The organism is Achromobacter sp. 10T422 (assembly GCF_056394065.1).
Genome location: NZ_JBFTHD010000007.1, coordinates 71,245 through 98,054, shown reverse-complemented (window position 1 = coordinate 98,054; position 26,810 = coordinate 71,245). Strand labels below are relative to the sequence as shown.

Annotated in this window: 25 protein-coding genes; 10 read left to right on the top strand and 15 right to left on the bottom strand. The window is 64.1% G+C overall.

What is annotated here, in order from left to right; genetic code table 11:
- The first annotated feature begins 94 nt into the window (after positions 1 to 94).
- Together AC1DB0_RS19620 and AC1DB0_RS19615 are read left to right on the top strand one after the other, a co-directional pair.
- A complete protein-coding gene (locus AC1DB0_RS19620) occupies positions 95 to 1,441 on the top strand; it encodes an MFS transporter (protein WP_476757596.1) in 1,347 nt (448 codons plus the stop codon).
- 47 nt (positions 1,442 to 1,488) lie between these two features.
- Entirely contained in the window at positions 1,489 to 2,361 is an 873-nt protein-coding gene (locus AC1DB0_RS19615; RefSeq protein WP_447982814.1) for a DMT family transporter, read from the top strand.
- Here the strand turns inward: AC1DB0_RS19615 and clsB are convergent.
- The 12 genes from clsB to AC1DB0_RS19555 form a co-directional block, all read right to left on the bottom strand.
- Complete coding sequence (gene clsB / locus AC1DB0_RS19610) at positions 2,358 to 3,569, bottom strand: cardiolipin synthase ClsB (RefSeq protein WP_054420797.1); 1,212 nt, start codon at positions 3,567 to 3,569, stop codon at positions 2,358 to 2,360. The two genes, AC1DB0_RS19615 and clsB, sit on opposite strands and share 4 nt — an antisense overlap.
- The gene (locus tag AC1DB0_RS19605) at positions 3,566 to 4,432 is read right to left on the bottom strand and encodes an endonuclease/exonuclease/phosphatase family protein (protein ID WP_054420798.1); all 867 of its coding nucleotides are present in this window, start codon (positions 4,430 to 4,432) and stop codon (positions 3,566 to 3,568) included. The genes clsB and AC1DB0_RS19605 overlap by 4 nt, the downstream gene beginning before the upstream one ends.
- A gap of 114 nt (positions 4,433 to 4,546) precedes the next feature.
- The gene (gene aspS / locus AC1DB0_RS19600) at positions 4,547 to 6,334 is read right to left on the bottom strand and encodes an aspartate--tRNA ligase (protein WP_054420799.1); all 1,788 of its coding nucleotides are present in this window, start codon (positions 6,332 to 6,334) and stop codon (positions 4,547 to 4,549) included.
- A 40-nt stretch (positions 6,335 to 6,374) separates the two neighbouring features.
- On the bottom strand, positions 6,375 to 7,040 hold the full coding sequence (locus AC1DB0_RS19595) for a DUF502 domain-containing protein (protein ID WP_054420800.1): 666 nt from the start codon (positions 7,038 to 7,040) through the stop codon (positions 6,375 to 6,377).
- Positions 7,041 to 7,055: 15 nt separating this feature from the next.
- Positions 7,056 to 7,373, bottom strand: a complete 318-nt coding sequence (locus AC1DB0_RS19590; protein WP_054420801.1) for an FmdB family zinc ribbon protein — start codon at positions 7,371 to 7,373, stop codon at positions 7,056 to 7,058.
- A gap of 212 nt (positions 7,374 to 7,585) precedes the next feature.
- Entirely contained in the window at positions 7,586 to 8,869 is a 1,284-nt protein-coding gene (locus AC1DB0_RS19585; RefSeq protein ID WP_054420802.1) for a putative Na+/H+ antiporter, read from the bottom strand.
- 157 nt (positions 8,870 to 9,026) lie between these two features.
- The gene (locus AC1DB0_RS19580; RefSeq protein WP_054420803.1) at positions 9,027 to 9,923 is read right to left on the bottom strand and encodes a DUF6999 family protein; all 897 of its coding nucleotides are present in this window, start codon (positions 9,921 to 9,923) and stop codon (positions 9,027 to 9,029) included.
- A complete protein-coding gene (locus AC1DB0_RS19575; RefSeq protein WP_476757470.1) occupies positions 9,920 to 11,911 on the bottom strand; it encodes an iron-containing redox enzyme family protein in 1,992 nt (663 codons plus the stop codon). The genes AC1DB0_RS19580 and AC1DB0_RS19575 overlap by 4 nt, the downstream gene beginning before the upstream one ends.
- 33 nt (positions 11,912 to 11,944) lie before the next feature.
- Complete coding sequence (locus tag AC1DB0_RS19570; protein ID WP_082386896.1) at positions 11,945 to 12,850, bottom strand: fatty acid desaturase; 906 nt, start codon at positions 12,848 to 12,850, stop codon at positions 11,945 to 11,947.
- Positions 12,834 to 13,610 (bottom strand): sterol desaturase family protein, encoded by a 777-nt coding sequence (locus tag AC1DB0_RS19565; protein ID WP_054420806.1) that lies wholly within the window; start codon positions 13,608 to 13,610, stop codon positions 12,834 to 12,836. Before AC1DB0_RS19565 ends, AC1DB0_RS19570 begins: the two co-directional genes overlap by 17 nt.
- A gap of 134 nt (positions 13,611 to 13,744) precedes the next feature.
- A complete protein-coding gene (gene dapA / locus AC1DB0_RS19560; protein ID WP_054420807.1) occupies positions 13,745 to 14,638 on the bottom strand; it encodes a 4-hydroxy-tetrahydrodipicolinate synthase in 894 nt (297 codons plus the stop codon).
- A 384-nt stretch (positions 14,639 to 15,022) separates the two neighbouring features.
- Positions 15,023 to 15,508, bottom strand: coding sequence for a GAF domain-containing protein (locus AC1DB0_RS19555; protein WP_054420808.1), 486 nt, complete (start codon positions 15,506 to 15,508; stop codon positions 15,023 to 15,025).
- 158 nt (positions 15,509 to 15,666) lie between these two features.
- Between AC1DB0_RS19555 and AC1DB0_RS19550 the strand changes: the two genes are divergently transcribed.
- From AC1DB0_RS19550 to AC1DB0_RS19530, 5 genes are all read left to right on the top strand, one after another.
- Positions 15,667 to 16,869, top strand: a complete 1,203-nt coding sequence (locus AC1DB0_RS19550) for an aminotransferase-like domain-containing protein (RefSeq protein ID WP_054420809.1) — start codon at positions 15,667 to 15,669, stop codon at positions 16,867 to 16,869.
- Positions 16,870 to 17,002: 133 nt separating this feature from the next.
- The gene (gene ubiA / locus AC1DB0_RS19545; RefSeq protein WP_054421359.1) at positions 17,003 to 17,929 is read left to right on the top strand and encodes a 4-hydroxybenzoate octaprenyltransferase; all 927 of its coding nucleotides are present in this window, start codon (positions 17,003 to 17,005) and stop codon (positions 17,927 to 17,929) included.
- A gap of 151 nt (positions 17,930 to 18,080) precedes the next feature.
- Entirely contained in the window at positions 18,081 to 18,485 is a 405-nt protein-coding gene (locus AC1DB0_RS19540; protein ID WP_391565071.1) for a DUF1090 domain-containing protein, read from the top strand.
- A 316-nt stretch (positions 18,486 to 18,801) separates the two neighbouring features.
- A complete protein-coding gene (locus AC1DB0_RS19535; RefSeq protein ID WP_082386897.1) occupies positions 18,802 to 19,194 on the top strand; it encodes a DUF4148 domain-containing protein in 393 nt (130 codons plus the stop codon).
- A 200-nt stretch (positions 19,195 to 19,394) separates the two neighbouring features.
- Positions 19,395 to 20,513, top strand: coding sequence for a saccharopine dehydrogenase family protein (locus AC1DB0_RS19530; RefSeq protein WP_476757469.1), 1,119 nt, complete (start codon positions 19,395 to 19,397; stop codon positions 20,511 to 20,513).
- Between the two features lie 73 nt (positions 20,514 to 20,586).
- On the opposite strand, the gene glcC is transcribed toward AC1DB0_RS19530, so the two are convergent.
- Positions 20,587 to 21,351 (bottom strand): transcriptional regulator GlcC, encoded by a 765-nt coding sequence (gene glcC / locus AC1DB0_RS19525; protein WP_054420813.1) that lies wholly within the window; start codon positions 21,349 to 21,351, stop codon positions 20,587 to 20,589.
- A 239-nt stretch (positions 21,352 to 21,590) separates the two neighbouring features.
- Here glcC and AC1DB0_RS19520 point away from each other — a divergent pair, with 239 nt between their 5' ends.
- The 3 genes from AC1DB0_RS19520 to AC1DB0_RS19510 all read left to right on the top strand — a co-directional run bounded on the left by AC1DB0_RS19520 (position 21,591) and on the right by AC1DB0_RS19510 (position 25,612).
- A complete protein-coding gene (locus AC1DB0_RS19520; RefSeq protein WP_476757468.1) occupies positions 21,591 to 23,765 on the top strand; it encodes a malate synthase G in 2,175 nt (724 codons plus the stop codon).
- A 126-nt stretch (positions 23,766 to 23,891) separates the two neighbouring features.
- Positions 23,892 to 24,509: a TetR/AcrR family transcriptional regulator gene (locus AC1DB0_RS19515; protein WP_054421360.1), complete on the top strand. Its 618-nt coding sequence runs from the start codon at positions 23,892 to 23,894 to the stop codon at positions 24,507 to 24,509.
- A gap of 245 nt (positions 24,510 to 24,754) precedes the next feature.
- Positions 24,755 to 25,612 carry a cysteine hydrolase family protein gene (locus AC1DB0_RS19510; protein ID WP_476757467.1) on the top strand — a complete coding sequence of 286 codons (858 nt, stop codon included), beginning with the start codon at positions 24,755 to 24,757 and terminating at the stop codon, positions 25,610 to 25,612.
- Between the two features lie 90 nt (positions 25,613 to 25,702).
- Here AC1DB0_RS19510 and AC1DB0_RS19505 read toward each other — a convergent pair whose 3' ends face one another.
- Both AC1DB0_RS19505 and AC1DB0_RS19500 read right to left on the bottom strand, forming a co-directional pair.
- Positions 25,703 to 26,305: a TetR/AcrR family transcriptional regulator gene (locus AC1DB0_RS19505; RefSeq protein ID WP_342066409.1), complete on the bottom strand. Its 603-nt coding sequence runs from the start codon at positions 26,303 to 26,305 to the stop codon at positions 25,703 to 25,705.
- 128 nt (positions 26,306 to 26,433) lie between these two features.
- The gene (locus tag AC1DB0_RS19500) at positions 26,434 to 26,742 is read right to left on the bottom strand and encodes a DUF4148 domain-containing protein (RefSeq protein ID WP_054420817.1); all 309 of its coding nucleotides are present in this window, start codon (positions 26,740 to 26,742) and stop codon (positions 26,434 to 26,436) included.
- Between the last annotated feature and the right edge of the window lie 68 nt (positions 26,743 to 26,810).

The following is a 26,810-nucleotide window of genomic DNA, read 5'->3' as shown; positions in this document are numbered from 1 at the left end:
GGGCTGGTGATATCCTTGGCGGATGACTCCGCCACCGCCACCAGCCCCGCCATCAACTGACCCCGCCCACTCTCGACGGGACCTGTTGAAGGCCATGGCGGGGGTGTCCGCCACGGTGGTTCTGGCGGCGCTGGACTCCACCATCATCAGCACTACGCTTCCGCGCGTGGCCGAGGCGCTGGACGGCATGGCGCTCTATGCCTGGGTCGGTACGGGCTATCTGCTGGCCACCGCGGCCTCTATCCTGATCTTCGGCCGGCTGGGCGACATGTTCGGCCGCAAGCCGCTGATGCTCGTGTCCGTGTTGATCATCGCGCTCGGTTCCATTGCCTGCGGACTGGCGCAGTCCATGACCCAATTGATCGTGTTCCGCACCCTGCAAGGGGTTGGCGGCGGCATGATGATTGCGACCGCTTTCGCGGCCCCTGCCGACCTGTTCCCCGACGCCAAGCAGCGGGTGCGATGGATGGCGCTGGTGTCGGCAGCATTTGCCATGGCCAGCGGCATCGGCCCGGTGCTGGGCGGCGCGGCGACGCAGGCGCTGGGCTGGCGCGCGGCATTCTTCATTTCGCCTATCGCAGCCGCCGGCGCCTTCTTTCTGCTGGCGCGCTACTTTCCCCGCATCCGGCCCATGCATGACGGCAGCCGCAAGATTGATTGGGTGGGCGCCATTCTGCTGGTGCTGGCCGTGGGCGCGCCGCTGGCCGCGCTGGAGCTGGCCTTCGCCCGCGGTGAACATGCACACCCGCTGCTGGGCGGCATGCTGGCCTTGATTGGCGTGGCCGCCATCGCCATCCTGATTCCTACCGAACGCCGGGTGAAGTCGCCCATCTTTCCGCTGCGCGTGCTGTCGGGACGCGATTCCCGCCTGCTGAATCTGTCGGCGATGATGGTCGGCGCGGTGATGTTTGTGCTGATCTTCTACAGCCCGCTGTTGTTGCAGCAGGTACTGGGTTACACCCCCAGCGAGGCCGGGCTGCTGCTGACGCCCCTGGTAGCGGCGATTTCCGTGGGCAGCATCATCAACGGCCGGCTGTTTCCCAAGCAGACCGAGCCGCAGCGCCTGATGATGTTCGGCGGCCTGTTGCTGGCGGGCGGCAGCCTGATGGTGCTGCTGATTTCGCCCGGCACATCGGCCTGGTGGATTCTTGCCGCCTTCTTCGTCAATGGCTGCGCGTTGGGCTTCCTGTTACCCAACCTGACGCTCTTCATGCAGATGCTGAGCGAGCGCCGCGACGTGGGCGTGGCGTCCGCGTTGGTGCAGACGACCCGCGCCATCGGCAGCGCGCTGGGTACGGCGGTAGTGGGCATCATCATTTCGCACAGCACGGTACTAAACGGAGTGCGGACCGGCCTCGGCCTATGTATTGTGCTGTCGCTGACCTGTGCGTTGCTGGCGCATCGGGTCAAGATGAAGAACCTCGTCACCAGCCGCAAATAAGCCACCGCCAAGAATAAGAAACCGGCCGAAGGGTCATCGAGACAATCATGCGTCAACGCAATTTGCTGGACTTGCTGCTGCTGGCAGCGGTCTGGGGCGGCTCCTTCCTGTTCATGCGGGTCGCCGTCAAGGAGTTCGGCCCCATCGCCCTGATCGAATTGCGCGTGGGTCTGGCCGCGCTGTTCTTGCTGCCCGCCGCCTTGTGGCGCGGCAAGCTGCCAGTGATCGCGCGGCACTGGAAGGCGCTGCTGGTCGTTGGCACGCTGAACGCCGCCATCCCGTTCCTGCTCTATGCCTACGCCGCCCAATCGCTGGGCGCGGGCTTCCTGTCGGTGGCCAATGCCGTGACGCCGGTGTGGGGCGCCGTGGTGGGATGGCTGTGGCTGAAAGACCGGTTGCCCTGGATGCGGTCGCTGGGGTTGTTGATCGGGTTCCTGGGCATCATCGTGCTGGTGTGGGACAAGCTGAATTTCCAGGCCGGTGGCACTGGCCCCGCCGTGTTGGCGGCGGTATCGGCGCCTGTCTTCTACGGCATCGCCGCAAACTGGACGAAGCGTTTTCTGACGGGTGTGGATGCCCTGGCCAGCGCCACGGGCAGCATGATTGCGGCGTCGCTGGTGCTGCTGCCGCTGGCCATTTCGGCCTGGCCAGACACCCCGGCATCAATGGCGGCGTGGATCTCGACCATTTTGCTGGCCGTCGTCTGCACCGGTGCGGCGTACATCATCTTCTTCCGCCTGATCGCCAACGTCGGCCCCACTGCGGCCGTCAGCGTCACGTTTCTGGTGCCGATCTTCGGTGTTGTATGGGGCGGGTGGTTCCTGGATGAAAGCATCACGCCATCCATCGCGATCGGCGCCGCCATCATTCTGGTGGGCACCGCCTTGGCGCTGGGGCTGGTCAAGCGCCGACGCGCTTAGTACTTATCCGACGTCCCCGTCAACGCCACGCCAATGCGCAGCAGCGTGTACGACACCGCGTCCACCCAGCGCCGCACCCATCCGCGGCGGTGATATTCCAGCGGGCGGATGAAGCGGCCGCCTTCGCGGATGGCCGTCTCCAGGCGCTCTTGCAAGTCCCACGCAAAGGGCTGGTCGTCCACGACCACATTGGCCTCGCGCGCCAGCAGCAGGCTGAAGGGGTCCAGGTTGGACGAGCCCACCGTCGCCACGTTATCAATCACCGCCACCTTGGCGTGCAGATAGCTCGGCATGTACTCGTAGATCTCGATACCGTCACGCAGCAGCTGGTCATACAGCGAACGCGTGGCGTGGTATTGCATGCGGTATTCGACCTTGCCTTGCAAGAGCAAGCGCACCTTCACGCCGCGCGCCGCGGCTTTTGCCAGGGCGCGGCGGAACTGACGCCCCGGGAAGAAATACGCGTTGGCGATCAGGATGTCGCGGCGCGCCTGCGTGATGCCGTACAGATACGCGCGTTCAAAGGTCTGCCGATACCGCAGGTTGTCGCGCAGCACCAGCGCGGCGCGCAATGTGCCGCAAGGTTCAACGTATGCATGATGCGGCTTGGTCAAGCGCATGCGGCTCCAGTCGCGCGGATGGCGCCGCAGCCGCGCCCAGTTCAAGCGCACCCACAGCAAGTCCTGCGCATAGGCTGCTTCGGTGACGAGCGGGCCTTCCACCTGCACCGCGAAATCAAAGCGCGGCGCGGAGATGCCGTCCGTGGGGTCCAGGTCATCGTAGTCGTCGATGATGTTGATGCCGCCGATGAACGCGATGCGTCCATCCACAATCGTGACCTTGCGATGCAGCCGTCGCAGCCGGCTGCGCGACGGAATAAAGCGCGCGAACCAGCGCGGCTCAGGCCGGAAGATGCGGCATTGGGCGCCTGCGTCCAGCAGCATTGCGCGCACATGCTCAACGCTCATGGCGCTGCCGAAACCGTCCAGCACCACCCGCACTTTCACGCCACGCCGCGCCGCCGCCGTCAGGCATTCCAGCACCTGCGAGCCGGTGCGGTCCACCATGAAAATGTAGGTTTCCAGATGCACGCTGACTTGCGCGGCATCGATGGCCGCGCACAGCGCGGGAAAAAAGTCGGACCCATTCTGCAACAAGCGGATGTTGTTGCCGTCCGTCCATTCAAGCTTGACCTGCTCGGCCTTCACGGAAGTTCCAGCTCGGCCAGCAAGGGAGAGTGATCGGACAAGCGCGCCCATTCCCGGCCGCGCAACACGCGCGCGCTGCGCACGGCAAAGCCGCGCTGATAGATGCGGTCCAGACGAAACCACGGGAACACGGCAGGGAACGTGCGCGGCGGCGGCAGCAGCAGGCGCGAGCTGCCTTCCATGCCCAGCTGATTGGTGCGTTCCATCACCGACAAGCCGCCGTTGGGCAGCCCGCGCAGCGCGTTGCTTAGCCGTTTGACGGAATCGCGCAGGCGCGGCAGTTCGCCGCCATGGCTGCGCGGGGCGTGGGAAAACACTTCATACAGGCCCAGCTGCTGCACGAACAGCGGCGCCAGGCGGTCGTTCCAATCGTTGAAATCCCCTGCGATCAGAATGGGCTCGCCGTCCGGCACCATGCGCCGGATACGCTCGGTCAGCGCCAGCACCTGGCGGGTGCGGCTACCGGCGAACAGACCCAGATGCACGACAAAGCAATGCACCGCGCGGCCATCGAGTTCGATGCGCGCATGCAGCAGGCCGCGTTGCTCCAGCCGGTGGTCGGAGATGTCCAGGTTTTCGTGGTCAAGAATGGGATAGCGCGACAGCAGCGCGTTGCCGTGGTCCGTCGCATGACGGATGGCGTTGCGGCCATAAGCCACATCCAGCCGCAGGGCGGCGGCAAGCGATTCGTGTTGAGCGTCGAGCAGGGATTTCTGCTCGTTGCGGCCTTGAACTTCCTGCAGGAAGACAAGATCAGGGCGCAGGCCGTAAAGACCTAAGCGCAGTTCATTCAAGGAGTCGCGCCGGCCTAATGCCGAACGGCCCTTGTGAATGTTGTAGCTGACGACACGGATAAGCGACATAGAGGATATGGCGCCTTTCGACATCGGGGAAACGCCAAACTTCTGGCGTGCCCCCCGAGAGGATTGGCTGGCTGAGCACCGCCGCGACAAGCGGCGGCGCTACGCCAGATTACTTCATTTCGGCTCGACGTTACGCAACCGAATGTGCAATTCGCGCAGTTGCTTTTCGTCGACTTCCGACGGCGCTTGCGTCAGCAGATCCTGAGCGCGCTGCGTCTTCGGGAACGCGATCACGTCGCGAATCGATTCAGCGCCGGTCATCATCGTCACGATGCGGTCCAGGCCGAAAGCGATGCCGCCGTGCGGAGGCGCGCCGTATTGCAGCGCGTCCAGCAGGTAGCCGAACTTTTCCTGCGCTTCCTCGGCGCCAATCTTCAGCGCGCGGAACACCTTGCTCTGCACTTCTTCGCGGTGAATACGGACCGAGCCACCGCCGATTTCCCAACCGTTCAGCACCATGTCGTAAGCCTTGGCGAACGCCTTGCTGGGATCGGTTTCCAGGAAGTCTTCGTGGCCATCCTTCGGGCTGGTGAACGGGTGGTGAGCGGCGGTGTAGCGGCCGTCTTCCTCGTCGTATTCGAACATCGGGAAGTCAACCACCCACAGCGGCTGCCAACCGGCTTCGAACAGGCCGGTCTTCTTGCCGAATTCGCTGTGGCCGATCTTCACGCGCAGCGCGCCGATGGCGTCGTTGACGACCTTCTCGCGATCCGCGCCGAAGAAAATGATGTCGCCGTCTTGCGCGCCGGTACGCTTGACCAGTTCGGCCAGGGCAGCGTCGTGCAGGTTCTTGACGATGGGCGATTGCAGGCCGTCGCGGCCCTTGGCCACTTCGTTGACCTTGATGTAGGCCAGGCCCTTGGCGCCGTAGATGCCAACGAATTGCGTGTAGCCGTCGATTTCGCTACGCGACATTTCAGCACCGCCCGGCACGCGCAAGGCGACCACGCGGCTGCCGGGCGCCGTGGCGGCGGCGGCAAACACCTTGAAGTCCACATCGCGCATCACGTCGGTGATGTCGGTGAATTCGAGCTTCACGCGCAGGTCCGGCTTGTCCGAACCGTAACGGCGCATCGCTTCCGTCCACGGCATGATCGGGAACGGCTGGGCCAGATCAACGCCCTGCACCACCTTGAACACGTGGCGGATCAGGTTTTCAAAGATTTCACGGATCTCGAATTCGTTCAGGAACGAGGTTTCGCAGTCGATCTGGGTGAATTCGGGCTGACGGTCAGCGCGCAGGTCTTCGTCGCGGAAGCACTTGGTGATCTGGTAGTAGCGGTCAAAGCCCGACACCATCAGCATCTGCTTGAACAGCTGCGGCGATTGCGGCAGCGCGAAGAAGTGGCCGGCGTTCACACGCGAGGGCACGAGATAGTCGCGCGCGCCTTCGGGCGTGCTCTTGGCCAGCATCGGGGTTTCGATATCGATGAAGCCCAACTGATCCAGGAACTTGCGCGTTTCGATCGACACGCGGTAGCGCAGCATCAGGTTGCGCTGCATCTGCGGGCGGCGCAGGTCCAGCACGCGGTGCGTCAGACGGGTCGTTTCCGACAGGTTGTCGTCATCCAGCTGGAACGGCGGCGTGACCGACGCGTTCAGGATTTCGACTTCCTTGCACAGCACTTCGATTTCGCCCGAAGCCAGTTCGCTGTTGGCGGTGCCAGCCGGACGCTCGCGCACCAGGCCGGTGACGCGGACGCAGAATTCGTTGCGCAGGCGCTCGGCGGTGGCGAAGGCGGCATTGTCCGGATCGAACACGATCTGAGCCAGGCCCGCGCGGTCGCGCAAGTCGATGAAGATGACCCCGCCGTGGTCGCGGCGGCGGTTCACCCAGCCGTACAGGGTGACGGTCTGGCCGAGATGGTCACGGCAAACCTGGCCGGTGTAGCAGGTACGCATGCGGGATGACTCCGTTGTGTGCTTAGTTTGAGCGTAAGGGTTACGAATCGGCGCGCGGCGCGTCTTGCGCGCCAGCCGCCGGAGAGAGCGGGGCCGGCCGGTCCTCGGGCGCAAGCGCCTGGGCCGGGGCGACCACGCCCATGGAAACGATGTACTTCAAAGCCGCGTCCACGCTCATCTGAAGATCAATCACATCAGCGCGAGGCATCATCAGGAAGAAGCCGGACGTGGGGTTCGGCGTCGTCGGCACATACACGCTGATGTGGTCGCCTGGCATCAGGCTGGCCACTTCACCGCTGGGCGTGCCGGTGACAAAAGCAATGGTCCAGGAACCCGCGCGCGGATACTGCACCAGCACCGCGCGGCGAAACGCCTGTCCGTTCGGGGCAAGCACGGTATCGCTGACCTGCTTGACCGAGTTGTAGATGGAGCGCACGAGCGGGATGCGGCCCAGCAGGTTTTCCCACTGGTCCACCATCGTACGGCCGATCAGGTTGGCCGCGAAGACGCCCGTCAACAGTACCACCACGATGACCAGGACGAAGCGGAAGCCGGGGATGTCGATGCCGAACAGCGATTCGGACGACAGAAAGCCAGGCACGAACCCTTCCAGGGTGGCGACCAGCAAACCCAGCACCCACACCGTGATGACCAGGGGAACCCAGATCAGCAGGCCAGTGATGAAGTACTTTTTGATCAGGCGCATCCGCATCGCGTAGGCCTAGGTGGCGGACGTTCCGCCAGCCGGCGCGGGGGTGGCGGGGGCTGCCGCAGGAGCCGAAGCCGCCGGCGCCGCGGCGGGCGCGGCGCTGTCCGACGACGCGGCCGTGCTGGCGGGCGCAGCGCCGCCAGAACCGTTACCGCGGAAATCGGTGACGTACCAGCCGGAACCCTTGAGCTGGAATCCAGCCGCGGTCACCTGCTTGGAAAACGTGCTTTCACCGCATTCGGGGCAAACCGAAAGCGGCGCATCGGAAATCTTCTGCAAGACGTCTTTGGCGTGGCCGCAGGCGCTGCACTTATAAGCGTAGATGGGCATCAGGGGCTCCCAGGCGCGGGCCCGGAAAAATCAAAAGCCGTCGGTCGCCGGGCGCAAGGGTCCGGGGCGGCGGTCGGGCAAGGCCGGAAAAAAATACGGGAAAGTCTTGAATTTTAGCGGTTTTTCATGAACCGTCGGTGTCGTGTCCGTCGAGGCGGCCCCGGGGCCGATCCGAGGGGCGCCGCCCCCCCGGTCCGCCAGGGCGGGTCCGCTCAGACCGGCAGCAGGAACATCACCGCCGCCACCAGCGTCGGCCCCAGGGCCGACAGGAACAAACGGCCCGACGAAATGCTGCCGTCCGGGAAGTGGTTCTTCAGGATGGCGAAACCCGCCGGGTTGGGCGCGTTGGCAATCACGGTCAACCCGCCGCCCGTCACGGCGCCCGCCACCAGCATGTAGCGCCAGGCTTCGTTGGTGCCTTCGACCAGCGACCCCAGGTAGGTCAGCGCGGCGTTGTCCGTAATGGCCGTCAGTGCGGTGGCGCCCCAGAACAGCACGAAGGGTTCCAGTCCGCCCAGCAAGTCCTGCAACCACCACTTCTGCAGGCCGCCCAGCACCACAAGACCGGCCAGAAAGAAGCCCACCATCAGGCCTTCCTTGATCAGCAGGCGGTTCTGATGGCGCTTGTACGCTTCCGAAAAGCCGATGAACATCATCAGCAGACCCATGAAGATCGCAGGATGGTGCGCGGTCAGCACCACGGCCACCAGAAATACCATGTGCACCAGGATGACGATGGCCGGCACTGGCGGGCGCGCATCCGCCCCTTCCGGCGCATCCACACCACCGCCCGTACCCACCGAGCGCTCCATCAGCGCCTTGCGGCAGATGAAGGTCAAAAGACCGGCATTCAGGCAGACGGCAATGGCCGCGCGCCAGCCGAAGTGCTGCACCATGAAGGTCGAATCCCAGCCGAAGGTAGACGCCACCATCAGCACCGGCGGCGCGGCGTAGGACGTCAGCACCCCGCCAATCGACACGTTCACAAACAGCACACCCAGCGTCAGGTACTTGAAGCCCGCGCGGCCGCTCGTGCGAAAGTAGGCGTCGCGCAGCAGGATGGCGGCCAGCGTCATGGCGGCCGGCTCGGTGATGAACGAACCGCCCAGCGGCACCAGCGCCATCACCACGAAAAACGTGGCCAGTTCTCGCGGCAGCGGCAGCCCGCGCGCCACGATGCGCACGATCAGCCCCACCATTTCCAGGATCGGCCGGCTGGCCGCCACCACCATGATCACGAAGACGAACAGCGGCTCGGTGAAGTTGCGCGTGTCCATGTAGTTGACGGCGCTGGCCGGGCCCGACAGCGCGGCCATGGCCACGATCAGCGCAAAGGCCCACACGCCGAACACGGCTTCAACTTCAGAAAACAGATGCCAGAAGCCCGCATGCGGTCCGCCACGATGCGCCAGACGCGCAAAAAATGGCACCGAGAACGTGTGAAGAACCGCCACGGCGAACAAAATGGTGGCGATGACTTCAATAGGCTGAGGCATAAGAGGCACTTCCGGAATCAAGACTCACGCAACGGAGAATCACGCGATGCGAACGCGGCCCGGCGCGGCTCGCCGAACAAGGGACGCAATATAACGCAGGCTTTTTTCCGTGTAACGCAGGGTCTACACCAAGTTGTGCCCTGTCCTGACCGCTTTGCTATGCAATCGGCGCAGGCGGCTCCGCGCCCTGTTGCGCCGCCTTCATCTCCATCAGCAGGCTGTGCAGCATTTCCGTCGACAAGCCATGCAGCACCAGCCGGTAACCCGCGCGCAAGGTCGACAGCGGCACCAGCGGATGGCTGTTGTTCACCAGAATCAGATGCTGCGGCGCGCCCAGCAGCTTGGCCGCGTAGATGCCGATGGTCTCGTCCAGTTGCAGGGAATTGCACGCGCGCCAGAAGTCGTTATCGGTCAGCATCAGCTGATACAGCGGAGTGAACAGTTCGATGGCGCTTTGCAGGTCCAGGAAGTTCAGCTTGCCCTGCGGCATGTCTTCAAGCTTGAGCGGCGGGTCCTGGATCATCGAGAAATCCACCGTCTGGGGCGCATGCATTTCCACGCCCGCTTCGCGCAGCGCCTGATTCAGCCGGATGACGAAGTTGAACAGGTTCAGGTCATGTTTGACGAAGAGCTCGTCCTTCAGGTCGTCGATCTCCATCGGCTCAAGCGGCGTCGTCGTGATGGGTACCGGCGAATTCGCAGCGATGAAGGCCAGCGCCTGCGCGCCCAGATGGAAGTGGCGCAGGATCAGCCAATTCGCTTCCGGCGACACGAAGCGCTTCAGGCCCCACGCCAGGATGCGATGCAGCAGCTTGGAATGCGACCAGCGGCGCGGCAAAAAGGTCTTCACCACCTGGATCAGGATGATGAAAGCGCGCGCCAGCGGCCGCAGGAACGGCAGCAGGTACTGGCGCGACGCGCAGCTGGAATCCGTCAGCCAGGCTTTTTTCACCTTGTCCGGCAGCGGCGTGCTGCGGTCCAGGTACAAAGCCAGCCACGGGCTGGGGTCGGCCGGGTCGTGCGGCTTGGACAGGAATTCGGGTTCCGTGCTCATGCCGCATCGCCCTCCATCACGTGGTAGAACTGCATCAGATACAGCGCAGCCGTGCGGCGCGCGGTGTCGACGATGCGTTGTTCGGCGCGGCCGTCTTCATCGCAGTCCAGCGCCAGTTCCACGGCCGACAGCCAGCGCGCCAAGTGATGCTCGTCGTTATGGCCGTGGTATTCCAGGAAGCGGAAGGCGTCAGGCGGCAACGACAGGCTGGCCTTGAGCAGCGGCAGCAGCGCGGGCACGATGCGCTGGCCAGTGCCTTCGATGATGTAGATCGCGCCCAGCAGGCCGATCGGGTCACGCGTGGCGGCCAGGCTGTGCAGATAGGCGTTCAGCGCTTCGCCGCCCGGGTTGCGGCGCAGCGCGTCGATGCTGTCCACCGTGCCGCCCGCGTTGCGGTAGTCCTGGAACAGGATCTGGAAATCGTTCTGCTCTTCACCGGCATGCATGTCGATCAGCCCGGCCAGCGGCGCGTATTGCTCGGACAGTGACGCCGCGCCTTCACGCATCCACTTGCTGCCTTCGCGCACCTGCGGAATCCAGTTCTCCATCCAGTTCAGGTAGTCGGCCGTCTGGAACTGGCGGTTGCGCAAGCGGCGCACCACCGGCGTGCGCCACACGCGGGAACGATAGTCGTGCCAGATCGCCGCAAGTTCGGTCAGCAACTGGCCCAGGCCTTGCGGCGCCATGTCGGGATCATGCGGCGGCGCGATGGCGTCGGCGTCTTCGCTTTGCGCGTCGAGTCTTGGCGAGGGGGTGGCCGGGGCCGCCGCGTAAGCCGCAGCCGGGGAGGAATCCGACGTTGCAGCCGAAGCCCCCGCCGACCCCGCCGCAGAAAGCCCCGCCGGCGCCGCGTGCACCGCTTCGGCCTCCAGCAGCATGTACGCCGCCATGAAGCGGCCCGACTCGGGGATGTAGCAGAAGATCTGCTCGCCCGGTTTCACCTCACGCGTTTCCAGGAATTCGGCCAGCATGATCAGGATGGACGCCGCGCCCGTATTGCCGCGCCACGCCAGGTTGCTGAACCAGCGCTCGCGCGGGATCACCAGGCCAGCCTTCTCCATCAGGTCTTCCACCACCGGGATGAATTTTTCCGACGAGTAATGGCACAGGAAATGGTCCACGTTGTCCGGGTCCAGCCAGCCATCGCGCACCAGCTTGGCGTACTCGTGGATGCCGATGTCGAACAGGTGCGGCAGCAGGCGGATGTCCTGGCGCAACGACAGCGCGCCATCGGCCTCGGCCTCGTTCCACGACGGGTAATCCAGGTGCCCCTTGTTGCGGTCCGCCGACAGGCCCAGCTGCATGCACACCGGGTAGTCACCCGAGAACGAACGCTGGTGCACCCACTTCAGTTTCAGGCGCACGCCGCTTGACGCGCCCGGCAGCGCGCGGCCGCTGTTGCCCAGCAGCAGCGCGCCCGCGCCATCGGAAAGCATCCAGCGCAGGAAGTGCGCATCGAAGTCCGCATCGTAGCCACGCGCCGCAAAGCGCGAACGCTTGAACAGGCGCGACGGCAGTTCGCTGGCCACGGCCAACGCGCTGGCGTGTCCGCCCATTTCCACGCCCTGCGCCGCCACCTGAATGGCCGACACACCGGCTGCGCAAATGCCATGCACGGACAGCGTCTCCATCGGCTGCGCGGCAAGCTCGCCCTGGATCATGTTCGAAAACCCGGGCATCAACGCGTCTCCGCCCGACGAGCCGCTGGTCAGCAACGACACGGCAGACAGGTCACTGTCGTGGCGGCGCAGGCAATCGCGAATGGCGTTGGCGGCCAGTTGCGCGTTGGTGAACACCGTCTGGCCTTCGGGGTCGATGGCGTAGTAGCGCTGCTTGATGCCGTTCTCGGCCAGGATGCGGCTCTTGATGCGGCTGGACATCCGGTTCAGCGGCGCAATGTAGCTGTCCATGGCGTCGTTGGACACGGGCTCGCCCGGCATGAAGTAGCCGGCGCTCTCCAGATAGACACGATTGAACGCGATAGGCATGGGCGGGTCTCTAGTGGATGGTGAATGGCGGCGCTAGCGAATGTGCTCGGGCGCCATGCATGAACGGCTGCGAAAGCGCGGCACCACCGCGCCCAGCACGAAGACGCGGAACATGTAGGGCGTAAGCCCCGCTTCGTTCAGCGCCGGATTGACGTGGTGGCGGTAGTGCTCGCGATGCAGACGGGTCAGTTCGGACCAGTGCGCGCGCGGATGCTCGTGATGCGCGGTATGCAGGCCGATGTTGAACAACAGCGGGTTGACCAGCCCTTCGAAATTGCGCGCGTAATTCAGCCCGGCGACGTGGCGGGGTCCGCCGTCGGCATGCGCGTGTTGCAGGTAATTCGTAGCCAGCAGCCAGTGCAGTCCGTGCAACTGCGGCACGATCACGAACACCAGCGCCTTCACGGGGTTCAAGGCAATCAGCCCGCCCCACAATCCCAGCCACACGCCGTACTGCGCCATGCAGTAGCGCCATGCGCCCGGCCAATGGCGGCGCAAGCGGCCAAGCCACGCGAAGAACATCGGATACAGCACCCAGCCAGCCTGGAACGGGTGCAAAACATAGCCCCACAGATGATTCGTATCGCCGCCAAAACGATAAGTGCGCGCGGCATCGCGTGCGCCATGCTTGAAACGATGGTGGTTCGCCACATGCGCGGGATAGAACACGAAGGTGGGATGCCCTTGCAGCAGCGTGATCCAGAAGTCGGTGGCGCGGTTGGTCCACCGGCCGCGCCACATTCTGATGTGCGTGTGGTTGTGGTGAATGACGCCGATGCCTAGTGTCAAAAACAGCATCAACGCGTACAGCGGCCACCAGAATCCGTAGACCCATTGCCAGGCCGCCAGCGCAGGCAGCGCGGCCAGATACGCCAGGCTTTGCCAGTCGCGACGATTGCGCAGCGACGGCAGCCGGAAGCGGCTAGGCCCGTCCGCCAAGCGATTCTCTGCGCTGGAAAGCATCAAGCTGCGGGCCCGCCGCTTCGGCTTTCAGCCGCGTGCGGAACAGGCGGTCCATGAACGTGAACTGGAAGCCGTAATTGCCGTTGTAGCAAGCGTGGTGCAGGTGATGGCGGCGGCTGGCCGCGAACCAATGCGCGTACGACACCTTGGGAAAGAAATCGTAGTTGGCATGCCCGATGCAATTGAAGAACAGGCTGAACAGCGGCACCGAGGCCAGCGCCCAGAAACTGAAATCATGCAGCACCATCGGCAGCATGATCACGTTGCCCAGCATCAGCGCTTCGATGGGGTGAAAGCTATAGGTGGAGAACGGCGTGGTCACCACCGACCGATGATGCGGCAGATGGAAGCGGCGCAGCGGCTTGGTGTGCAGCAGCCGGTGGTTGATCCAGAAATGCACGTCGTTCCAGGCCACCAGCACCAGGATTTCAACCACGACTTTTTGCCAGCTCGGGTCCGGGTCCAGATGCGCCCAGCCCAGCTTCAACAGGCCCCACGGGAAGATCATGCCGGTGCCGAACAACAGAATGGACAGCCCCGACTGCGCAAACTCGCGCCGCAGCTGACCCGGCGCCAAGGGGCGCGGGTCCAGCGGCCGGCCTAGCCCCAACGCCGGCAACACATGCTGCGTCAGCAGCCACGTCGCCGCGCCGAAGACCAGATAGATGCCGCCGAAGAACAGCAGCCCCGCCAGCATCACCTGCCAGGCGGATAAGGCTTCAAAAGCTTGGGCCATGAACGTTTGATTTCACCCCGAAGAATGGCCGCATCATAAGCAATCCGTCAGCTTCCCGGTAAGCCATTTATTACTAAATGATTCCGAGCAACACAAAGGGTGGGACGCCACGTTGATCACGGCTTAACTTCCGGCTACTGGCAGGGAAACTGGCGGTTCAAGCCCGCAACCGCCGCATCCAGGCGCGCGGCCAGCGCGGCGCTGGCAACGGGCATCGGCATGCGCAGCTCTTCGGACAGCAAGCCCTGGCGGCCCAGTTGCGCCTTCAGCGGGCCGGGATTCGGCTCTTCGAACGCCAGCCGGATCACCGGCACCAAGGCCTGGAACAAACGCCGGGCAAGGTCGAGCTGTTGCGCGCGCACAGCCTGATGCATCGCCACGAACAGATCGGGCCGGATGTGGGCCGCCGCGGCGATCATGCCGGTGCCGCCCAGGCACAGCACGGACAGCGATTGCAGATCTTCGCCCGCCAGCACGTTCATCTGGCCATCGGCGATCAGCGCCAGCGTCTTCTCCAGCGACCCGCCGCAATCCTTGATGGCGGCGATGTTCGGATGCGCGGCCAGCGACAACAAGGTCGATGTCTCCAGCGTTGTGCCCGTGCGATAGGGAATGTCGTAGAGCACCAGGGGAAAGCGCGACGCATCGGCCAGGCAGCGGAAATAGGCGGCGGCGCCCTCTTGCCCGGCACGCACGTAGTACGGCGCGGGCGCCAGGATGCCGGCCAGCGGGCGCGTGGCAAACGCCGACAGGCGCTGCAACACATGGCCTTGATGGTTGCCGGCCAGGCCCATGATCACGGGCAGCCGGCCGGCTTCGGTCAGCACGGCGTCCAGCACGGCCAGTTGCTCGGCGTCATCCAGCGACGCGGCCTCGCCGGTGCTGCCGCACACGACCAGCCCGTCCACGCCGGCCGCGGCGTAATGGCGCACCAGTCTGCGCAAGGCGCCGCCATCCACGGCGCCGCCGGAAAACGGCGTCACCAGCGGCACCCAGACGCCCTGGAAAAGAGATTGTTGAGTCGACATGAGAGAACACTCCTTCGGTGTAACGACCGTGGTTGGACCGTACAGAAGTGCTCGGGATATCAGGGGTGCGCGCAGAGGCGCTGATGCGCCGCCAAGAGGCCGCTGTTCCGTCGCCCATCTGACGGAACAGCATGCTCCGGTCAGATGAGCGGCTGTTTTTTGGATTTCAGGCCGACGGCAGCCAGCACCACGCACAGGGCGCGGAGGCAGGAAGCGGTTTGGTTGGCCTGAAGGTTCATGAATGAATGAGTCGAACGCGTGATTGCCCACGCGAGATGAAGCGACGGATGCGGAAATCTACCGGGCGCGCGCCGCGGTGTCAACGGCCGCCACGGGCCGTCACTCGCGGCGCAGGGCTGCCCAGAGCCGCCTGCACGCGCAGCGTCAGCGCAGGCTGGCCAGGAACACCGCGCACAGGGCTTCCATACCCTGGCGGTCGTCTTCGTCGAAACGATCCGGCACGGGGCTGTCCACATCCCACACGCCGATCAATTCGCCTTGATGCACGAGCGGCACAACGATCTCGGAACGCGACGCGGCATCGCACGCGATATGGCCGGGAAAGGCATGCACGTCCGGCACCAGCTGCGTCTGGCGCTGGCTGGCGGCTGCACCGCACACGCCGCGATTCAGCGGAATGCGCACGCAGGCCGGCTTGCCCTGGAAGGGTCCCAGCACGAGTTCGGTGCCATCAAAGAAATAGAAGCCCGCCCAGTTCAGATCGGGCAAGGCCTGATAGGCCAGCGCGCTCAGGTTGGCGGCGTTGGCGATGCGGTCGGGCTCGCCTTCGAGCAGGGCGCGCGCTTGCGCGGCCAGTTCGGCGTACAGGGCGGCCTTGGAGTCGGCGACGATCGGAGCGGCTTCAAACATAGCGGTAAATGTAACTGTACAGGCGGTTTTCGATGCAGGTGATTTTAGGGGTTCCGCGCGTTAAAGGGGCCGGGCTGCTACCGTATGGGACAATACTTTTTTGTTGCAGTCCCCCCTACCGCCTCTTCCTTTTACCCTTCTTCTTCAAGAAGCAATCCATGGACAAGCCTCTCGAACCTGCGTTTTCCTTTTCGGAACGCGCTCAGCAACTTACCAGCTCCGCCATCCGCGAGATCCTCAAGGTCACCGAGCGCCCCGAAGTCATTTCGTTCGCTGGCGGCCTGCCGGCGCCCGGCGGCTTCCCGGTAGAAGTGGTACGTGCTGCATTCGACAAGGTATTGGCCACCAACGGCCGCGCGGCCCTGCAATACGGCCCGACCGAAGGCTATGCGCCGCTGCGCCAATGGGTTGCCGACGATCTGAACCGCGCAGGCGCCAACGTCGCCCCCGATCAAATCCTGATCGTCTCGGGTTCGCAGCAAGCGCTGGACCTGTTGGGCAAGGTGCTGATCGACAAAGACAGCAAGGTGCTGGTTGAAGACCCGAGCTACCTGGGCGCGCTGCAATCGTTCAGCCTGTACCAGCCGAAGTTCGTGCCGGTGCCCACCGACGAAGGCGGCTTGATTCCTGAAGCCATCACGCCTGAACTGGCCGACGGCGCACGCTTCCTGTACGCGCTGCCCAACTTCCAGAACCCCACCGGCCGCACGCTGAACCTGGAACGCCGCATCGCGCTGGTCAAGCGCGCCGCCGAGCTCAACCTGACCATCATCGAAGACGATCCCTACGGCGAACTGCGCTACGCAGGCGAGCCGCAACCGGGCCTGATCGCGCTGGCCGCCGAATACGGCGCCAACGTCGTGCGCCTGGGCACGTTCTCGAAGGTGCTGGCCCCCGGCCTGCGCCTGGGCTACATCGCTGGCGGCCGCGCGCTGATCAACAAGCTGGTGCAAGCCAAGCAAGCCACCGACCTGCACACGCCCACGCTGACGCAAATGGCCGTCTACGAAATCGTCAAAGACGGCTTCCTGGAAGAGCACCTGCCCAACGTGCGCGAAATCTATCGTGCGCAAGGCAGCTGCATGCTGGAAGCGATCAAGCAGGAATTCCCGTCCACCGTCACCTGGACCAAGCCGGAAGGCGGCATGTTCATCTGGCTGACTCTGCCCGAGCACATCGACAGCACCAAGCTGCTGGAAAAGGCCATTGCGCAGAACGTGGCCTTCGTGCCGGGCGCGCCGTTCTACAGCGGCGCGGGCCGCGCGAACACGCTGCGCCTGAGCTTTGCCACCGTGCCGGAAGACAAGATCCGCACCGGCATCGCCATCCTGGGCAAGCTGCTCAAGGAATACACGGCCTAAGCAAGCCGTGGCCAGCAGGACAATGCGGCCTGAAAACCGCATCCTGAACGGCGATTGACCTTCCACGGCCGGGCGCAATGCCCGGCCGTTGTTTTATGCTGTCGGCTTTCCCGACCATTTTCTGACCGTGACAGTGAGCGCCTCGCAACAACCTCCCGTCGACCTAAGCGACATCGTCTTCACCGACTGGGTCGAACGCTGGCTCCCGAAGTCGTGGCGGCCCTACGCCCGCCTGTGCCGCCTGGACCGCCCCATCGGCACTTGGCTGACACTGCTGCCGGCCATCGCCGCGCTGGTCCAGACGGCAGGCGGGCTGCCCGACCTGCAACGCCTGATCGTCTTCTCGCTGGGCGCGCTGTTGATGCGCGGCATCGGCTGCACCGTCAACGACATGTGCGACCGCAACTTCGACAAGCACGTCGAGCGCACGCGTTTCCGTCCGCTGACCAGCGGCCAGTTGTCGATGAAGAACGCCGTCTGGTTCCTGCTGGGCCAGTTGCTTGTCTGCGGATCGCTGCTGTTCTTCCTGAACGACATGAGCCGCTGGCTCGCGGTGGCCGTGCTGCCGTTTGTGTTCATCTATCCGCTGTGCAAGCGCGTCACGTACTGGCCGCAAGTGGTGCTGGGCATCTGCTTTAACTGGGGCATGCTCATGGCCTGGTCCGACACGCAGAATCACGTGCCGTTGGCTGCCATTGCCATGTGGGCAGGCGCCGTGCTCTGGCAGGTGGGCTACGACAGCATCTACGCGTATGTGGACGTGCGCGACGACCGCAGCCTGGGCCTGCATTCCACCGCCATGCGCTTTGGCGACCAAGGCAAGCTGTGGATCGGCGGCTTCTATCTGGCCACCGTCGTGCTGTGGTCCTGGGGCGGTTACGCCATGGGCTTGTCGTGGGCGTATCAGGTCGGCATCGCCGCCGTGGCGCTGCATCTGGCGTGGCAGTTGAAGGTGTTCGACATCCAGCGTCCCGACCGCAATTTCATGCTGTTCCGCGCCAACCTGTGGCTGGGCGCGCTGCTGGTGGCCGCCGCGCTGGCGGGTACGCTGATCCGGTGACCTGTGGGTCGTCCGCGGTAGTCCCGCGGACCGCTCACTGTTGAACCGTTGCCGGTCGAACCAGCAGGCCGTTGCTGATTGATCCTGCGCATTGCAGCCATGGCAGGTTCAGGCGATCATGGCGTTCCGCCACGCCTTACGGAGACACCGCATGCCCTCGTTGATCAAATCCCTCGCGGCCGCCGCCGCCGTATGCGCGCTGTTCGGCATCGCGCCCGCTCAGGCCGCCACCGACTGCTCAGCCCAGCGCGGTTGCGCCGCCAAGTTCTGCGAAATCGAAAACGACATCGCCGCAGCCAAGGCGCAGAACAACACACGCCGCGAAGCTGGCTTGCGCAAAGCCCTGGCCGAAGCCAAGGCCCACTGCACCGACAGCCGCCTGCAATCGCAGCGCGAAGCCGATGTCCGCGAGAAGCAGACCAAGGTGTCTGAACGCGAACAAGAGCTGAAGGAAGCGCGCGCCAAGGGCAAGCAAGACAAAATCGACAAGGCCCAGCGCAAGCTCGAGGAAGCGCAGTCGGAGTACAACGCCGCGCTGGTTGAGCTGAACCGCTGATCTTCCCGAATTCCCCTCGCCGCATCGCAATCGCCCCGGGCCCGTCCCGGGGCGTTGTGTTTTTGCGCCGGGCGTGCGGCGTCGGCCCGACCACCATCTATTGCGTCATCAGATGGAAATATCGCCACCCATGGTGCCAACCGGAAGAATTCAAATCGATTAGTACGGATTTTGGAAAGATGTTTTCAGGGAATAAGGGTTTATCCCGAGGTTGTTTGAGCACAGAATGCATCTCATCGGGACCACAGCAAGCGAACCCCCGGCAATGACGCCAGACGGTTCGGATCCCAAGCTCACAAGACACCGGAGGTCTGCTATGAAAACCCTTGCAACCGCATTGATGTTGTCCATGTCCGTTCTGGCTGCCGGCGCTCAAGCCGCCGAAGCCGACCAAGGCCCGTCGCGCGCCCAGGTCCAAGCCGAACTGCAACAAGCCAAAGTTTCGGGCCAATACACGTTTGGCGAAGAAGGCTACCCCGCCGCCATCCCCCAGAAGTCCAGCCTGACCTCGCAACAAGTGCAAGCTGAACTGGCTCAAGCCAAGAACGCCGGCGAAGTCACGTTCGGCAACCTGGACTACCCGCCCGTCGCCGCTGCTGAAAGCGCCACGTCGCTGACCCGCGCCCAAGTGGAATCGCAACTGGCGCAAGCCAAGGCAGAAGGCCTGGTCACCTTCGGCAACATGGACTACCCGCCCAAGGCCAGCTGATTCACCGGCCGAAAGGCCGTGACAGCCCCTTCAAAAGCCCCTCGGCCACAAGCCGAGGGGCTTTGTTTTTGACGTTTCGACATCTATATAAGTCATAACGACGTTAACTTAAACCGTTACGACACTTTCAGATCTACAAATCGACAGCGCTCACGCATAGGATGAGGCCAACCCATCCCCCTCATCGCAGGAGCAGCACCATGTCCACCACCCCTCGTCCGATCGTTTTGCTGGGCGCCGGAAAAATCGGTTTCGCCATTGCCCTGATGCTGGAACGCAGCGGCGACTATGCCGTGTTGGTCGCCGACCAGGACCCCGCGCGCTTGGGCGTGCTGGCTGAGCTGGGCTGCGAAACGCGGCAGATCAGTGACGACGAATCGGTTGCGCGTTGCATCGAAGGCGCCTACGCCGTGGTCAACGCCCTGCCGTTCCATCGCGCCACCGCCGTGGCGGGTTTGTGCGCGAAAGCCGGCGTGCACTATTTCGACCTGACGGAAGATGTGGCCAGCACCCACGCCATCCAGGCGCTGGCACAAGATGTGCGCAGCGTGCTGATGCCGCAGTGCGGCCTGGCGCCGGGTTTCATCGGAATCGTCGGCAATGCGCTCGCCCGCCGCTTCGACACCTTGCTGGACTTGCGCATGCGCGTCGGCGCCCTGCCGCGCTACCCTTCCAACAGCCTGCGCTACAACCTGACGTGGAGCACCGAGGGGCTGATCAACGAATACTGCAACCCGTGCGAAGCGATTGTCGACGGGCAACTGACCAGCGTGCCGGCGCTTGAAGGCTACGAAACCTTTGCACTGGACGGCGTCGAATACGAGGCCTTCAACACCTCGGGCGGCTTGGGCACGCTGCCCACCACGCTGCTGGGCCGCGCGCGCAACGTGGACTACAAATCGGTGCGCTACCCGGGCCACTGCAACATCATGAAGCTGCTGCTCAATGACCTGCGCCTGCGTGATCGCCGCGATCTGCTGAAAGATATTCTCGAATCGGCCATTCCCACCACCGAGCAGGACGTCATTGTCATCCAGGCCTCGGCATCGGGTCATCGCCACGGCCGCCTGGAAGAAGAGTCCTACCCGATCCGCGTGTTCGGCGCGGACGTGGATGGCCACCGCTTAAGCGCCATCCAGCTGTCGACCGCCGCCGGCATCTGCGCCGCGCTGGATCTGGTGGCGCAGGGTGTGTTGCCGCAACAGGGCTTCGTCGGCCAGGAAGCCATTGATCTGGACGCGTTGCTGAACAACCGTTTCGGCCGGGTCTACGCGGGCAAGCCGCTGGCGTTGGCTGGCTGCGCCACGGCTGACCGTTAAACCAATGCGCTGAGGCCGTCCGCCAAGCCTTCGTAACCGGACGGCCACGTAGCGCCGCGCAGACTTTGCGGCGCTACGTCCAGCCTTCCAGGCGTAGCGTCGCGCGCACCAGACGTTGCTCTTCCTGTTCGATGTCGGACAGGCTCTGGCGCACGCTGTCCACGTGGTCCGCCGCGGCCTTGCGCGCGAGCTCTGCCTGCCGCCCCGTCACCGCATTGAACAAACGCGTGTGCTGGCGGTCGATCTGCCGCTTTTCGGGTTCGCGGTGATACAGGTTGTTGACGCACGCGAACACCGACCCCAGCAGCAGATCCGTCAGCGATTGCAGCGTATGCACCAGCACCGGGTTGTGCGAGGCTTCGCAGATTGCCAGGTGAAACGCATGATCAAGATGCGCATGCGTGGCCGTATCGGTGGCCGTGCCTTGCGCCGCCACCATCTCGTCATAGCGGCGGCGAATCATGATGAAATCCGCTTCCGTGCCGCGAATGGCCGCCAGCCGTGCCGACTCGGCCTCAAGCAGCGAACGCACCTCCAGCAAGTCGTACAGCGTGCGCGGCTGCGAATTGAACAGGTGCATCAGCGGGCCGGCATCCACCTTCGAGATATGCGCCACGAACGAGCCCTTGCCCTGCGACGTATGAATAATTTCGCGCGCGCGCAGCAGCTTCAGCCCTTCGCGCAGCGCCGTGCGCGACACGCCCAGCTTTTCCGTCAAGCGCCGCTCCGACGGCAGCGCCTGCCCGGCCTTGAGCACCCCATCGAGGATCAAACGTTCGATTCGCTCGGCGACTTCGTCCGCCACCTGGCGGGGTTTTTCTTCTGTTTCCGCGTACATGCAATCTCCGGACCAGTGGTATGACCAAGCGCGCTCAGAATTCGGCCGCGCAGCGCCTACCCCCGTAAGTAGCTGATATAAAACCATAAAAAATGCAGGCTTGTCAGGCCAGGGCTGAATAAACTGGTATGACCAGTGGGTTTTGATATGGACATTGGCGCAGGTGCGAACGATGATGTCAGGACAGATTCGCCCGGTGCCCCGGCGCCGGCCAGCCCTTCTTACCGCTAGAGACCCGCATGACTCAACGCATCCAGCACCACGGCCTGCAAGTGGCGGCCAATCTCAATCAATTCATCGAACAGGAAGCCCTGCCCGGCACCGGCCTGGATGCAGACGGTTTCTGGCAAGGGTTTGCGGCCCTGGTACACGACCTGGCGCCCAAGAACCGCGCATTGCTGGCTGATCGCGATCGCCTGCAGGCCGAACTCGACGGCTGGCACCGCGCCAACCCCGGCCCCATCGCCGATCCGGCTGCGTACCGCAAGTTCCTGGAAAGCATCGGCTACCTGCTGCCGCAGCCGGCCAGCGTGCAAGCCACCACTGACAACGTCGACACCGAAATCTCGCAGCAAGCCGGCCCGCAATTGGTCGTGCCGATGTCGAACTCGCGCTATGCCCTGAACGCCGCCAACGCGCGCTGGGGCAGCCTGTACGACGCGCTCTACGGCACCGACGCCATCCCCGCCACGCCGGGCGACACGGGCAAGGGCTACAACCCCGAACGCGGCGCCGCCGTCATCGCGCGCGCCCGCAGCTTCCTGGACACGGCCGCCCCGCTTGCCAATGGCTCGCACGCCGACGCACGCGGCTACACGGTTGAAGGCGATCAACTGCGCGTGGCGCTGGCCAACGGCGTCACCGGCCTGAAGTTCGGCTCGCAGTTTGCCGGCTACCAGGGCGACGCGTCCGCCCCCACGGCCATCTTGCTGAAGAACAACGGCCTGCACTTCGAAATCCAGATCGACCGCACCCACACCATCGGCAGCACCGACGCCGCTGGCGTGAAAGACGTGCTGGTTGAAGCCGCGCTCACCACCATCATGGACTGCGAAGATTCGGTTGCCGCCGTGGATGCCGACGACAAGGTCCACATCTACCGCAACTGGCTCGGCCTGATGAAGGGCGACCTGACCGAAGCCGTCACCAAGGGCGGCAAAACCTTCACCCGCAAGCTCAACGCCGACCGCGTCTACACGCGCCCGGACGGCAGCTCGTTGAAGCTGCATGGCCGCTCGCTGATGTTCGTGCGCAACGTGGGCCACCTGATGACCAATCCGGCCATCCTGGACCGCGACGGCCTGGAAATTCCCGAAGGCATCCTGGATGCCGTCGTCACCAGCCTGGCTGCGCTGCAAGACCGCAAGAACAAGCTGAACTCGCGCACCGGCTCGGTGTACATCGTGAAGCCCAAGATGCACGGCCCCGTTGAAGCCGCCTTCGCCAGCGAACTTTTCGATCGCGTTGAAGACCTGATCAAGGTGCCGCGCAACACCCTGAAAATGGGCATCATGGATGAAGAACGCCGCACCAGCATCAACCTGAAAGCGTGCATTGGCGCGGCCGCCTCGCGGGTGGCCTTCATCAACACGGGCTTTCTGGACCGCACCGGCGACGAAATGCACTCAAGCATGGAAGCCGGCCCGATGCTGCGCAAGGGCGACATGAAGTCCACCGCCTGGATCACCGCCTACGAACGCAACAACGTGCTGGTCGGCCTGGACACGGGCTTGCGCGGCCGCGCTCAGATCGGCAAGGGCATGTGGGCCATGCCCGACCTGATGGCCGCCATGCTGGAACAGAAAATCGCGCACCCCAAGGCCGGCGCCAACACCGCGTGGGTGCCGTCGCCCACCGCCGCCACGCTGCATGCGCTGCACTATCACCAGGTCGATGTGCAATCGGTTCAAAAGGAACTGGAACGCACCAAGCTGGACAGCGTGCGCGACGACCTGCTCGGCGGCCTGTTGACCGTGCCGGTCGGCGACCCGTCCAAGTGGTCCGCCGCCGACATCCAGCAAGAACTGGACAACAACGTCCAAGGCATCCTGGGTTACGTAGTGCGCTGGGTCGACCAGGGCGTGGGTTGCTCCAAGGTGCCCGACATCCACAACGTGGGCCTGATGGAAGACCGCGCCACGCTGCGCATTTCCAGTCAGCACATCGCCAACTGGCTGCGCCATGGCGTCACCAATAAAGACCAGGTGATGGAAACCTTCAAGCGCATGGCCAAGGTGGTGGATGGCCAAAACGCAGGCGATGCGCTGTATCAGCCCATGGCCGGCAACTTCGATACGTCTTTGGCATTCAAGGCGGCGTGCGCGCTGGTCTTTGAAGGCCTGACGCAGCCCAACGGCTACACCGAGCCGCTGCTGCACAAGTACCGTTTGGAGTTCAAGGCCGCGCAAGGCTAAACGGCGACACCGCATCAAACCCCGAACCGGACAGCTTGGCTGTCCGGTTTTTTTTGGATGTACCCCTCTCCCGGAAAATTGAAACAACCCCCGCACTTTTCGCACGACCGTGCTAAATTTGCCCGCATGACTGCCAAAACCGAGAAAAGCGAACTGACCTTTGCGGCCATTGTGGACGCGGCCGTGGACATGGCTGCGGCGCAAGGCATGGAAAGCCTGTCGCTCGGCCAGGTCGCCAAGCATCTGGGCATCAGCAAAAGCGGCGTGTTCTCGCGTGTGGGTTCGCTCGAAGCGTTGCAGCAGGCCGTGCTGGATGAGTACGACCGCCGCTTCGTCGCTGCCGTCTTTACACCTGCCATGGCGTATCCGCGGGGCCTGCCCCGGCTGAACGCGCTGGTGTCGCTGTGGGTAGACCGCGCCAGCAACGTCGAACTGCTGACGGGCTGCATCTACGTGGCCGGGGCGTTTGAATACGACGATGTGGAATCCCCCTTGCGCGCCGTGCTGGAAAGCAACTTGCGGCGTTGGCGCGCGTCCATGGTGCGCACCGTCAACCAGGCGTTGGAAGCCGGCCATCTGCGGCCAGATACCGACCCTGAGCAACTGGTGTTCGAGGTCTACAGCCTGATGATCGGTTTGATGCACGACGCTCGCTTCTTGCGGGACCCCAACGCCCCCGCCCGTGTTCGGGCCGCGTATGACCGGCTGATCTCTACGTACCGCAGCTTCACCTACCTTGAATAACTGACCCGCGCCGGCTAATGCCGGCGTTTCTTGACGCTAATTTCGCACGGTCGTGCGAATATTTTATCTGGAGCAAGCCATGTGGATTCTGATCGCAGCCCTCGCCGCCGGCGTCCTGGCGCATCTGTGGCGCCAATGGCGCGCGCTGCTACGCCAACTGCCCGACTGCGCCGAACATCTGGTGCTGTTCTAGTGAACTACCGGCATCCCGGTCTATATTCCGCATAGTCCCTTCGAATTCCGCCATGCCGCGTTCCGTCCACTTACTGATCGTCGATCCGCAGAACGATTTCTGCGACCTGCCCCAGGCTTACCTGCCCACCGATCCCTTGACCGGCCACTCCATGCAGCCGGCGCTGCCGGTGGCGGGCGCGCATGCCGACATGCAACGGCTGGCGCGCTTCATCGACGCCACCGCGCACGCGCTGACTTCCATCACCTTGACGTTGGATTCGCACCACCGGCTGGATGTGGCGCACCCCACGTTCTGGCGCACGGGCGACGGCCAGCCGGTCTTGCCCTTCACACCGATCACGGCGGTAGACGTACGCGCGGGCCGTTTCCATCCGCGCCACATCGACGACCTGCCACGCACGTTGACCTATCTGGACGAGCTGGAAGCGCGCGGACGCTACACCTTGATGGTGTGGCCCGTGCATTGCGAAATCGGCACATGGGGCCACAACGTGCATGCGGACGTGCGCGCGGCGTACAGCCGCTGGGAAGATGCCGACCAGTTCATCGTGCGCAAGGTGCCCAAGGGTACGAACCCATGGACCGAACACTACAGCGCGCTGATGGCCGAAGTGCCGGACCCCGATGACCCTCGCAGCCAACTGAACCGCAGCCTGCTGGGCTCGCTGGACCGCTCGGACCTGATCATCATCGGCGGCGAAGCCGGCAGCCATTGCGTGCGCGCCACCGTGGAACATCTGGCCGAACACCTGCCCGGCGGCAACCTGTCGCGCATTGTGCTGCTGACCGATTGCATGAGCCCCGTCGCGGGATTCGCCGACGCGCAAACCGCGTTTCTTCAACGCATGCGCGATCTGGGCATGCAAGAACGCACCAGCGTCGACATGGCGCGAGCACTGCAAGCCTGACTCTCCAACGACAATGGCCGCCTGCTTGCGCAAGGCGGCCATTTCTTTTGTAGCAGCAATGTCAGGGCGGCAAGCAAACAAGCGCCAGCGTTATGCATCCGCCGCAAGTTTGCCCGCCTTGTCGCAAACCACATACAAGGCGCTGATCGCCTCGCACAGCGCGGGCGGCTGCTGGAACAGGCGTGCCACCAGCAGGCAGCCTTGCACCGTGGCGAACACCGCGCGGCCGGCGGCCTCGGCGGTGCCATTGAATTTCAACGTGCCCTGCGCGGCGCCTTCGGCCAGCACGCGGGCCAGCCACGCTTCGTGCGCACGGAAAAAACCCTGCAATGCGCCACGCACGCGATCTGACAACGTCATGATGTCGGCGGCCAACATGCCGCCCAAACAGAGTTCGCCAGCGCCGCAAGCGCGCGATTCCATCATCGACAGGTATTGCTCCAGCTGCGCTTGCGCGGGTTGCGTGGTGTCGATGGCGCGCACATTACCCAGCGCGCGGGCGCTATAGGCCTCGACCGCTTCGTAAAGCAGATCGTCCTTGCCCGGGAAGTAGTAGTGAATGCTGGACGTCTTTACGCCCACATGCTCCGCCAGGTCGCGGTAGCTGAAACCATTGCACCCGCGCGTGCGGATGAGCTTCTCGGCGTGCGCCAGCAGCAGGTCTCGGGTGGTGTTGGGGGTCGGAGTGTCCATGGCTGAATATTACCTACTAATAGGTTGGTCCGTCATCGGGAGCCGCCCTAGTCTGTGGTCCAAAGCCCGTGCGAACCCCGGCCGGGAAACATCCCGCCCCCCGGGGTCCGCATGTGCCGGCATCCTGCTTAGCCTTGGACGGGCGGGTAATCCAGCTCGCCGCTTTCGGTTAGGCCTTGTGCGCGGGCGGCGGCCAGTTCTTGCGTCACTTGGGCGCGGGTCTTGTCGCTGCCGGTCGAAGCGAACGCGGTGGCGGCGTAGCCTTCTTCGCCAGAGACCAGTTCACCGTTGGCGCGGGCGGCGGCCAATTCTTGCTGCACTTGGGCGCGGGTGACCGTGCTTTGGGTGTTCAGGGCGGGCGGATAGTCCAGCTCGCCAGCTTGGGCGGCGCCGATGAACGAGGCGGACAAAATCAGGGCGGATACGAGGGTCTTCATGGTTGATCTCCAGTAAGGATCAGTACGGCAACAGGGGTTTGAATACTGCGGGTTCGACTTTTTGCGCT

Excerpts from the sequence above, each read along its gene's own strand:
- AC1DB0_RS19500 (WP_054420817.1), bottom strand. The coding sequence starts at position 26,742 with ATGAAGACCCTCGTATCCGCCCTGATTTTGTCCGCCTCGTTCATCGGC.
- AC1DB0_RS19510 (WP_476757467.1), top strand. The coding sequence starts at position 24,755 with ATGCCGCGTTCCGTCCACTTACTGATCGTCGATCCGCAGAACGATTTC.
- AC1DB0_RS19555 (WP_054420808.1), bottom strand. The coding sequence starts at position 15,508 with ATGTTTGAAGCCGCTCCGATCGTCGCCGACTCCAAGGCCGCCCTGTAC.
- AC1DB0_RS19565 (WP_054420806.1), bottom strand. The coding sequence starts at position 13,610 with ATGGCCCAAGCTTTTGAAGCCTTATCCGCCTGGCAGGTGATGCTGGCG.
- AC1DB0_RS19585 (WP_054420802.1), bottom strand. The coding sequence starts at position 8,869 with ATGCCTCAGCCTATTGAAGTCATCGCCACCATTTTGTTCGCCGTGGCG.
- aspS (WP_054420799.1), bottom strand. The coding sequence starts at position 6,334 with ATGCGTACCTGCTACACCGGCCAGGTTTGCCGTGACCATCTCGGCCAG.
- glcC (WP_054420813.1), bottom strand. The coding sequence starts at position 21,351 with ATGTACGCGGAAACAGAAGAAAAACCCCGCCAGGTGGCGGACGAAGTC.
- AC1DB0_RS19550 (WP_054420809.1), top strand. The coding sequence starts at position 15,667 with ATGGACAAGCCTCTCGAACCTGCGTTTTCCTTTTCGGAACGCGCTCAG.
- AC1DB0_RS19620 (WP_476757596.1), top strand. The coding sequence starts at position 95 with ATGGCGGGGGTGTCCGCCACGGTGGTTCTGGCGGCGCTGGACTCCACC.
- dapA (WP_054420807.1), bottom strand. The coding sequence starts at position 14,638 with ATGTCGACTCAACAATCTCTTTTCCAGGGCGTCTGGGTGCCGCTGGTG.
- AC1DB0_RS19535 (WP_082386897.1), top strand. The coding sequence starts at position 18,802 with ATGAAAACCCTTGCAACCGCATTGATGTTGTCCATGTCCGTTCTGGCT.
- AC1DB0_RS19605 (WP_054420798.1), bottom strand. The coding sequence starts at position 4,432 with ATGTCGCTTATCCGTGTCGTCAGCTACAACATTCACAAGGGCCGTTCG.
- AC1DB0_RS19515 (WP_054421360.1), top strand. The coding sequence starts at position 23,892 with ATGACTGCCAAAACCGAGAAAAGCGAACTGACCTTTGCGGCCATTGTG.
- AC1DB0_RS19520 (WP_476757468.1), top strand. The coding sequence starts at position 21,591 with ATGACTCAACGCATCCAGCACCACGGCCTGCAAGTGGCGGCCAATCTC.
- AC1DB0_RS19575 (WP_476757470.1), bottom strand. The coding sequence starts at position 11,911 with ATGCCTATCGCGTTCAATCGTGTCTATCTGGAGAGCGCCGGCTACTTC.
- AC1DB0_RS19595 (WP_054420800.1), bottom strand. The coding sequence starts at position 7,040 with ATGCGCCTGATCAAAAAGTACTTCATCACTGGCCTGCTGATCTGGGTT.
- AC1DB0_RS19580 (WP_054420803.1), bottom strand. The coding sequence starts at position 9,923 with ATGAGCACGGAACCCGAATTCCTGTCCAAGCCGCACGACCCGGCCGAC.
- AC1DB0_RS19540 (WP_391565071.1), top strand. The coding sequence starts at position 18,081 with ATGCCCTCGTTGATCAAATCCCTCGCGGCCGCCGCCGCCGTATGCGCG.
- AC1DB0_RS19505 (WP_342066409.1), bottom strand. The coding sequence starts at position 26,305 with ATGGACACTCCGACCCCCAACACCACCCGAGACCTGCTGCTGGCGCAC.
- AC1DB0_RS19530 (WP_476757469.1), top strand. The coding sequence starts at position 19,395 with ATGTCCACCACCCCTCGTCCGATCGTTTTGCTGGGCGCCGGAAAAATC.
- AC1DB0_RS19590 (WP_054420801.1), bottom strand. The coding sequence starts at position 7,373 with ATGCCCATCTACGCTTATAAGTGCAGCGCCTGCGGCCACGCCAAAGAC.
- AC1DB0_RS19615 (WP_447982814.1), top strand. The coding sequence starts at position 1,489 with ATGCGTCAACGCAATTTGCTGGACTTGCTGCTGCTGGCAGCGGTCTGG.